Below are 7,662 nucleotides of genomic sequence, written 5' to 3' on the forward strand. Positions count from 1 at the left end.
GCGGGGCAGTTGACAGATAGGACAGTGCTGTCCAAGGCAAAGCACAGGGACTATAGTTAATTGGCTGTCTGGTTCAATTAAATCCTAATGAGTTTTCGAATCGAGATGCGGAAAGAAATAGCGGCGTTATGGGGTGGTGGGAAAGGAATCTCGCTTGCCGCAGTTGCGATCGGCTGGGGGCTATTAAACGGTGGACGGATGGTGTATCCCGTCATTATTCCATATCTTCAATCTGATTACGGCCTCAGCCTCACGGTCGCCGGCTTTCTCGTGACTGTGTTATGGTTTTTTGCTGCGATCGGTCAATTACCCGGCGGAATACTCGCAGACCAATACGATGAACGCAAACTCATGGCTGCGAGCGTGATTGTCGTTGCGGGCGCCCTTAGTCTCGTTGTCACGTCCTCGTCGCCAGTCATCTTGTTTCTGGCAACCGCTGTTTGGGGATTAGGCCACTCACTGTACCCAATTGCTCGAATCACGATTCTCTCGAAGCTCTACACGCAACGTCTTGGCAGCGCACTCGGCGTCACAATGGCTATGGGAGACATCGGTCAGACTGCCCTCCCACCGGTTGCCGCCATTCTCGCCGCGTCAATCGCCTGGCAGGCTGGACTCGGATTTATCCCCCCGCTACTGGTCATCTCTGGAATTTTAATATATGCTACGTCGCCACAACAGGACTCGGCAACGGACTCGGGAAAGTCGCAGTCGTTGCGGGATGCTGTTGGTGTCTTCGCGGAACTTCGAGACCCGGCGCTTGGATTTATCACTGTCATCTTCTTCCTGTATATGTTTATCTGGCAGTCATTTACCGCATTCTACCCGACTTACCTCACGTCAGTGAAAGGACTATCCTCGCAACAGGCGAGCATTCTCTTCGGACTCTTCTTTGCCGTCGGTGTTCTCGTAAAGCCGCTCTCCGGGACAGCCTATGACCGAATCGGAATTCGTCGGTCACTTATCGGTATTCTGCTGCCAGCGAGCGCGGGCTTCTTACTCCTCCCGTTTATAAATGGCATCTGGCTACTCGTTGGAGTTACTGCGCTTATTAGTACTATGCTCGGAGCTGGGGCGATTACCCAGTCATTTATTGCAGAAGCGTTCACCGAGGAGATGAAAGGAACGGGACTAGGTGTTATTAGAACGCTCACGGCATCACTAGCGGCTACTGGCCCGGTTATCTTCGGCGTGGTTGGTGACCATGGCTATTTCGATACAGGCTACGTCGTTCTTTCTGGCGTGATGCTTATCGTTATTGGACTCACCTACCGAATGCCCAACGGAAGCGATCGGTGACGTCCTCCTCAAGGTTCATTCCCAGTATTCACGCCAACCACCTCCCCGAAAGGGTGGGTTTGTCAGTGAACTCCCGCTCTGGCTACTGCTCGTGGCGGGCTTGAAACTCAGTATTCAACTCCATCTTACTGACCTCCCATTTTCGAATACCTTCTCTAGTATTGAGGAATACAGTATCGAACGTGGTCCGATCAAGATGTTCAGGGAGTCTACATTAAATACAAACTTTTATTAAATATTGTCTGGGTCTATGAGATTAATGCTAGACTATGTCGACTTAGATGCGGATCTCTCGGAATAAGAGCGAATGATCCAAGAGGCGGCTCGAGAGTTCGTCAGCGAAACAGTTCAGCCAGATATTGGTGAAGCAGATTATTAGCACCAACGATGCACCAGCGGCTGTCGGAGCGTATAGTCAGGCGACAAGTACGGGTGATCTGATTTTTACAGCAGGTCAGCTACCACTCACGAATAACGGGGAACTTCTCGATGAGGCCACGGTGTCGGAACAAACTCGAAAGTGCCTCGAAAATGTTCAATCGATACTTACCTCGGAGGGAGCGTCAATGACTGATGTGCTCAAGACGACAGTGTTCCTCGATGATATCGACGACTTCGAGGAGTTCAACGAGACTTACAGCACTTTCTTCGACGACAAGGCACCCGCGAGAAGTGCTGTTGAGGTTGGACAAGTACCAAAAGGAGCAGCAATCGAGATTGAAGCGATAGCCGTGGTGGAGGATTGAGAAATGTCGTCACACTAATGAGCGCCGGTATTCGACTGCATCTTCCTCAAATTCCTACGATTGGCGATGGGTGAACGAGTACATCAACGAATCAAAGCGGGTGTAGACCGTTCGACGGAAGAACGTCCTCTTCAAGCATTTGTATAGGTTCGGCGCGAGAACACTTGAGCGGAAACACGCAGTCGAGATCGACTTGACTGAATACGAGTTGGATATATACCTGAATGAGACAAAAATCGTCTACGCGAAGAAGCACGAAGATCTCTGGGTGACGTTCGTTGAGGAGGCTGTCGAACGTGCCATCTATCCGGAGGTGAAAGGGACGCCAGAACTCTCGAAAGCAGAATTCGCGGAAAAGATCCGGGATCCCGACTTAGTGACCCTTTCAGTCTTGGAGCGTAGCGACTGTTCGGCCCGCTTCCTCGGCCTCTTCGCTCCGCGACATATTGTATGTCGCGAGCGCTTTGTCAACCGCTTGATCAAGACTCATTAATCAATCGAATCTAGGTTCTGCTCCCGTATAAACGCTTGCGTCAATCGATCTGTTCTAGTGCTTCGGTAGCTACGTCACCGAGCTCTCCCGCCTCGATGTGTGAGTACCGTTCCCGGACCATCTCCTCTGAGTTGTCGAGATATCGAGCAGCGACTGTATACCCAAACGCGCGGACGAGCACCTCCCCCATTCCACGTCGACCACCGTGCGGAGCAAGGTAATCGTGTTTCGGATGGTCGATGTCGATCTCCGCAGCCTCCGAGAGCCGTTGGAGAATCGACCGTGCGCCGTCCGTCGTGATTGACGGCGGCCGGATATCCTCATCGAGCGCCAGCAGGAGGTCGCGAGCGTACTCATCACGCCGCTCAGTAATTGCTTCTGGGCGTTCCCCTCGTTCGCCTAGCTCTTCCCGAACGAGCTCTGCGAGCGTCCGTTGGTCGAACGTCGGAAACACCGGCCAGCGCTCCGTCGGTGGGTCCATCAGCTGACGGAAGCTCCGCAGCGGCGAGATCACCGGGTCGGGGAGACTCGCGGCGTCCCACTGCTGTTTCTTCCGGTAGACGTCCATACTGCCGTCGTCGAGGGAGAGGTCCTCCCAGCGGACGCCGCGCCGGCGCGGGTCGTTCGGATCGCGGAGGAGTTCGCCGACGCGGACGGCGGTGTACGCGAGGACGAACACCAGAGCCCGGTCACGAGCCGCCTTCAGCGCCGCGTAGCGTGCTCGTTGCTTGTCGAGGGAGTCAGTATCCTCTGGGAGTGTCGTGTACGCCTCGACGACGTCGCGAGCCTGTTCGTCGACGTGGCGGGTGAGGGCGTGGCGCTGTTCGGACGTCCAGGCCTGCTGGTCGCCGGGCTTGCGGCCGTCGTCCTCCGGCAGCGGCGCCATCGCACTCGCCCGTTGCGCGTAATGGGCTTCGAGATATCCCTCGTTGACGCACCAGCCACACCAGGCAGAGATATAGCGGTAATAGGTTTGGACGGTGTTCTGTTTGAGGCCACGGTCACCAGCGAGATACCGGGCGTACTCGCGGAAGACGCGTTCGTCGAGATCGTCGAAGGTGGGATCGCGGTCGACGTCGTTGGGGACGATCCCGGCCCAGTCGTCGTCACCGCGGTCGCCGGCGACCCACTCGGCGAACCGTTCGAGTTCGCGAGCGGCGTTGCGTCGATAGTTCCCACCGTCCCCACCGCGGCCTTTCCCCTTGTCTTGGAGGTAGCGCTCGAAGCTGTCGTCGAGCGGCGTCGAAAGCGCTCGGTCAGGCATTCACCGGCCCTCCACCGTCCTGCAGCCCCGGTCTCGGGTCCTCTACCCTGGGGGAAGCGCCGTCGTGAGGCGGTTGCAGCATTCGTGCTTCACCGACGGCGGCGGGGTACTTCAAAGTGGTCGTGATTATTGGGGTAATCACGACCAACAGATACATAGACGAATTCCACCGATATTGGCACCCACACGCCAGCTAAGAGGCAAATAGCGGATGTAGGACAGATATAAATTGTATTCTGCTATATCAAATTATTGGGGCGGCAGGAAGGATCGGAGAACGTCTAGACAACCAAATTCCCTTTAGTCAGCCCTGCGTACAGCCGGTAATGGCAGAGATTCCGGATTCGCTACGCCTTCTTTACGAAACAACACTCGAAAAACAGGGGGACGAGTACACGATCTCAATTCCAGAAGAGTTCGTCGAGGACAGCTCACTTTCGCCCGGAGATATCTATCGGGTGGCGCTGCTTGCCTCAACGAACGACGTTCAGGAAGAAACAACTAACGCGCAATCTGCATCAACCGGTGACCGTCACCGAAGTGGGAACCAGAATGAGACGCCACCGGTAGAAGAAGGCGAAGTCCGCTCAGTAACCATCGATACACTAGGCGACCAGGGCGATGGAATCGCGAAGGTCGAACGAGGGTTTGTCGTAGTCGTGCCCGGGACTCAGCCCGGCGATAAGGCAGACGTCGAGATTACTGACGTGCGAGAGTCAGTCGCGTTCGCCGAACCAGTAACCGAGCCGGAAGTCAGATAGTACGAATACCCGACGCTGTCTTCGACTTCACTTGGAACTGTAACCAGATGCATTCATCAACATACGCCAGTAGGTTCAACCACCAAATACATTCAGTAGTTGTGTTCATCCATAATGTTCACTAGTGTTGTTCACTATTGATGTTCACCACACCACGTAACGAATTACAGTAATGAATGAACGTACCGAACTTTCAAGATGAGTGGTGTCCATGAAGAGAGTATGTTAGCGTACTCGACGTACAGCGAGGCAGGCGGGGTCGGCAAGACGACGACAGCCGCAAACCTCGCAGTCGCGCACGCCCGAGCAGGCTTGAAACCGCTCGTCGTCCCACTCGACCCGCAGGATGGTGACCTCTCTCGACTCTTTGGCGTCGACACGGACCGTACCGAATCCGTCGACAATATCGTTCGACACATGATTCGGCGTCCAAGCGGTGAGTTCGACGATCTCGTCCGAACCGTCGAAGGCGTCGACATCATCCCGGAACACAACATGCTCTCGGACCTTGCCGAATACCTCCAGCGCGAGAAAGAACAAGCCGAAGCGATGGGGGAAGCATTCGGAATGCACGCCCAGCTGCTGCGCGTCCTCCAGGAAGCCGGCGTGCCTGACGAGTACGACGTACTCATCTGTGACCCGCCTGCGACAGAGGGGCCGCATCTGTACAACGCGATTCACGCCACGCGCTCACTCGTCATCCCCGTCGAGCCGAGCGCGAAAGGACGGGCGGCCGTCGAAGGTCTCGAAGCTCTCGTCGCCGGGCTCGAGGACCAACTGGACGTCGAGGTTGGCGTGCTTGCGGCGGTCCCGGTCGGCTTCAAGAATACGCGCGACCAGCGGACGATTCTCGACGAAATCGATTACCCGATTCCCGAGGTTATCGGAGAACGGGCGTCACTGATGGAAGGCTGTTGGATGCAGCAGTGCTCGGCGTTCGAGTACGTCCGGAACCACCGGGACCGCCAGCGTGACTACGAAATCGAGACGCTCGCCCAGTTCGACCGGATTGCCCGCCACCTAGAGGAACAGGTCGGACTCGAAGCGCCGAACCCTCCGGAACCCGGTGACCTTGACCACGAGGTGCTCTCCGCATGACGGGCATGAAAGAAGGGGCTGGCGAGGATCCATTCGCGTCCGGAGGGGAGAGTACGGACCTGGAGGAGTCGAGTTCGTCCGAGACGACCACGACCGAGTCCAAGACAACGGAGCCTGAGTCAACGGAGTCATCGCGACAGCAGCGGTCGATGCAGATCCCGTATAAATTCCGCCGAGACGGCGTTCAAGATGGGCGTGAACGCGTCCCGCTGTTCCTGCAGAGTGAAACCAAGAGCGCAGAACGTGACGCACAACGAGAGCTCGAGGACCGCTTCGACGACGACGTCTCGCTCACTGACCTCCGGGAGGCGCTGATGAAGGCCGGGCTGGACCATCTCGACGAGGTCGAGGAGCATCTCGAAGAGTGGGGCTACGGGATGACCTTCGAGGAGTAATCTCAGTTACGAGCCTTGCTCTGTAGCAGAAAGAGGGGTCAATTGAGCAAGTCCGAAGGGTTCCATAGAACAGGGGAGATCAGCTTTATTGAAATCCGACCGGCAATCAGATTCTGGCGGCTGTCGCTAATTACAGACCGACTGGCTGCTACGTGTAGCGAAGTCGGATATTAGAGTGCGATTTCATGGTTCGGAACATAGTTTTCCTTCGCTCGGCGGGTCTCTGGTCCTTCTGCAACGAGGCCCGGCGACGAGGTGTCGTCATCAAACCGTTCCTGATTTGGGGCGAGTGAATCCAGAACCTCTGCGAAAGTCGTACCGTCCCGCCCAGTGATATGGACGAATCCGCCATATTCACGTTGCTCACGTGGAGTCGTTTCTGGGTCCGGGAACGCGTCTCGAATACAGGTGACGCGCTCACGAAGGTATTCTGCAGCCTTGTGCTGGGAGTGCTGGCAGTCTGCGTAGTACTGTTCTTGGTGGTGGTCGTCGAAATCTGCCTCCACATGTTTGGCGGATTCGTACCGGACTGCATCGTCGCTGATGTCTCCAGTGAGGAAGCTGAGATTCACCGTGAAACAGTCTGGATATCGGAGAATCACCAAGCAGAAGATTTCCTCATCAACAGTGTAGCGTTCCTGGAGCCGATAGTAGCACTCCAGATAGTACGCTGCGAGGGCGCCGATCCAGTCGTCACGCTCACCGTCGAGGTACGCGGTTGCGACTTCGTAGTAGTCTTCGCCAGCAATCTGTTGTAAGCGATGCTTGAAGCTTTCCCTCATTTCGGCCAGTTCGTCCTCGTACACCTCCGTTAACGGGACATCTGGGTCATCGAGTAACTTGCTCTTTCGCTCGCCAGCAGCTGCAATTCGCTCCATATTCTTGTGGAGAGCGCGTTCTGCTTGTACGTCTGGCAGTGGAATTCGAACTGCCTGTTGGTGCAGGAGCTTCGTCCCCGTGTCCATCCGTTCACTCCAGTCACTCATAATGCATTATCTGACGACACTATGTGTCACGAGCTATTGAACTCGGCGGTGGCGTTGATATTTTTACACACCCACTTAGCGGCCGTTTCACCCAGGACAGCATCTGGCGATTGGGCGGTCTAAAGAGCTGCGAGATGTGGCTTAACGAGCAGAGAGGAATAGCGGAAAGACTACCGTGGGTCAGTGTGACGTTGGTTCTGAACAGTATGGCTGATGAAGACTCTGCATCGCTCGTCCAAATCGATGAGCTCACGAAAATCGCATCGATAGATTTAGAGAACGTTGACAACATGAGTCCTTCACTCCGAGATGACCTCCTCGCATTTCTGCTAGCACTTGATGATGAGGACTATGCATCAGCGGCGGAGCTCTGCGAACGCGTCTCCGAAGACTTGGAAACGCTAGCAGACGAGTGAACAACCTCGTTACGAGATGCGCTCTTGTGAAGTACATTGTTGGTGAGTCAGAGAACTGCTCGGACAATCTCTTTGACGTGCTTCTCTACCCGGTTTTGCGGAGGAGTTCGTCGCCGAAGTTGGAACGGTCTAGATACGGCTGTCAGTTTTTTTGTCTTTTTTGAGACGCCCTCGGTGCGGCGAGAGCCACCGTCGCCAAAAAGC

At 55.5% G+C, this 7,662-nt stretch carries 9 protein-coding genes; 7 read left to right on the forward strand and 2 right to left on the reverse strand.

Annotation, left to right across the window (positions count from 1 at the left end):
• Positions 1-87: 87 nt before the first annotated feature.
• From GJ634_RS05575 to GJ634_RS15955, 3 genes are all read left to right on the forward strand, one after another.
• Positions 88-1,299, forward strand: coding sequence for a nitrate/nitrite transporter (locus tag GJ634_RS05575; RefSeq protein WP_197425419.1), 1,212 nt, complete (start codon positions 88-90; stop codon positions 1,297-1,299).
• A gap of 362 nt (positions 1,300-1,661) precedes the next feature.
• Positions 1,662-2,045, forward strand: coding sequence for a Rid family detoxifying hydrolase (locus tag GJ634_RS05580; protein WP_331714008.1), 384 nt, complete (start codon positions 1,662-1,664; stop codon positions 2,043-2,045).
• A gap of 193 nt (positions 2,046-2,238) precedes the next feature.
• Positions 2,239-2,538, forward strand: a complete 300-nt coding sequence (locus GJ634_RS15955; RefSeq protein WP_231736950.1) for a hypothetical protein — start codon at positions 2,239-2,241, stop codon at positions 2,536-2,538.
• 40 nt (positions 2,539-2,578) lie between these two features.
• Here the strand turns inward: GJ634_RS15955 and GJ634_RS05590 are convergent, their stop codons facing one another.
• Positions 2,579-3,802 carry a phage integrase SAM-like domain-containing protein gene (locus GJ634_RS05590; protein ID WP_157501002.1) on the reverse strand — a complete coding sequence of 408 codons (1,224 nt, stop codon included), beginning with the start codon at positions 3,800-3,802 and terminating at the stop codon, positions 2,579-2,581.
• Between the two features lie 326 nt (positions 3,803-4,128).
• On the opposite strand from GJ634_RS05590, the gene GJ634_RS05595 reads away from it, so the two are divergent.
• The 3 genes from GJ634_RS05595 to GJ634_RS05605 all read left to right on the forward strand — a co-directional run bounded on the left by GJ634_RS05595 (position 4,129) and on the right by GJ634_RS05605 (position 6,056).
• Positions 4,129-4,563, forward strand: coding sequence for a TRAM domain-containing protein (locus GJ634_RS05595; protein ID WP_157501004.1), 435 nt, complete (start codon positions 4,129-4,131; stop codon positions 4,561-4,563).
• Between the two features lie 222 nt (positions 4,564-4,785).
• Positions 4,786-5,661, forward strand: coding sequence for a ParA family protein (locus tag GJ634_RS05600; protein WP_157501006.1), 876 nt, complete (start codon positions 4,786-4,788; stop codon positions 5,659-5,661).
• Positions 5,658-6,056: a hypothetical protein gene (locus tag GJ634_RS05605; RefSeq protein WP_157501008.1), complete on the forward strand. Its 399-nt coding sequence runs from the start codon at positions 5,658-5,660 to the stop codon at positions 6,054-6,056. Before GJ634_RS05600 ends, GJ634_RS05605 begins: the two co-directional genes overlap by 4 nt.
• A gap of 170 nt (positions 6,057-6,226) precedes the next feature.
• Here the strand turns inward: GJ634_RS05605 and GJ634_RS15960 are convergent, their stop codons facing one another.
• Positions 6,227-7,042, reverse strand: a complete 816-nt coding sequence (locus GJ634_RS15960; RefSeq protein ID WP_331714009.1) for a hypothetical protein — start codon at positions 7,040-7,042, stop codon at positions 6,227-6,229.
• Positions 7,043-7,248: 206 nt separating this feature from the next.
• On the opposite strand from GJ634_RS15960, the gene GJ634_RS05615 reads away from it, so the two are divergent.
• The gene (locus tag GJ634_RS05615; RefSeq protein WP_157501012.1) at positions 7,249-7,458 is read left to right on the forward strand and encodes a hypothetical protein; all 210 of its coding nucleotides are present in this window, start codon (positions 7,249-7,251) and stop codon (positions 7,456-7,458) included.
• Positions 7,459-7,662: the final 204 nt, after the last annotated feature.

It is taken from the genome of Halobacterium sp. CBA1126, assembly GCF_009741975.1.
Classification (GTDB): domain Archaea; phylum Halobacteriota; class Halobacteria; order Halobacteriales; family Halobacteriaceae; genus Halobacterium.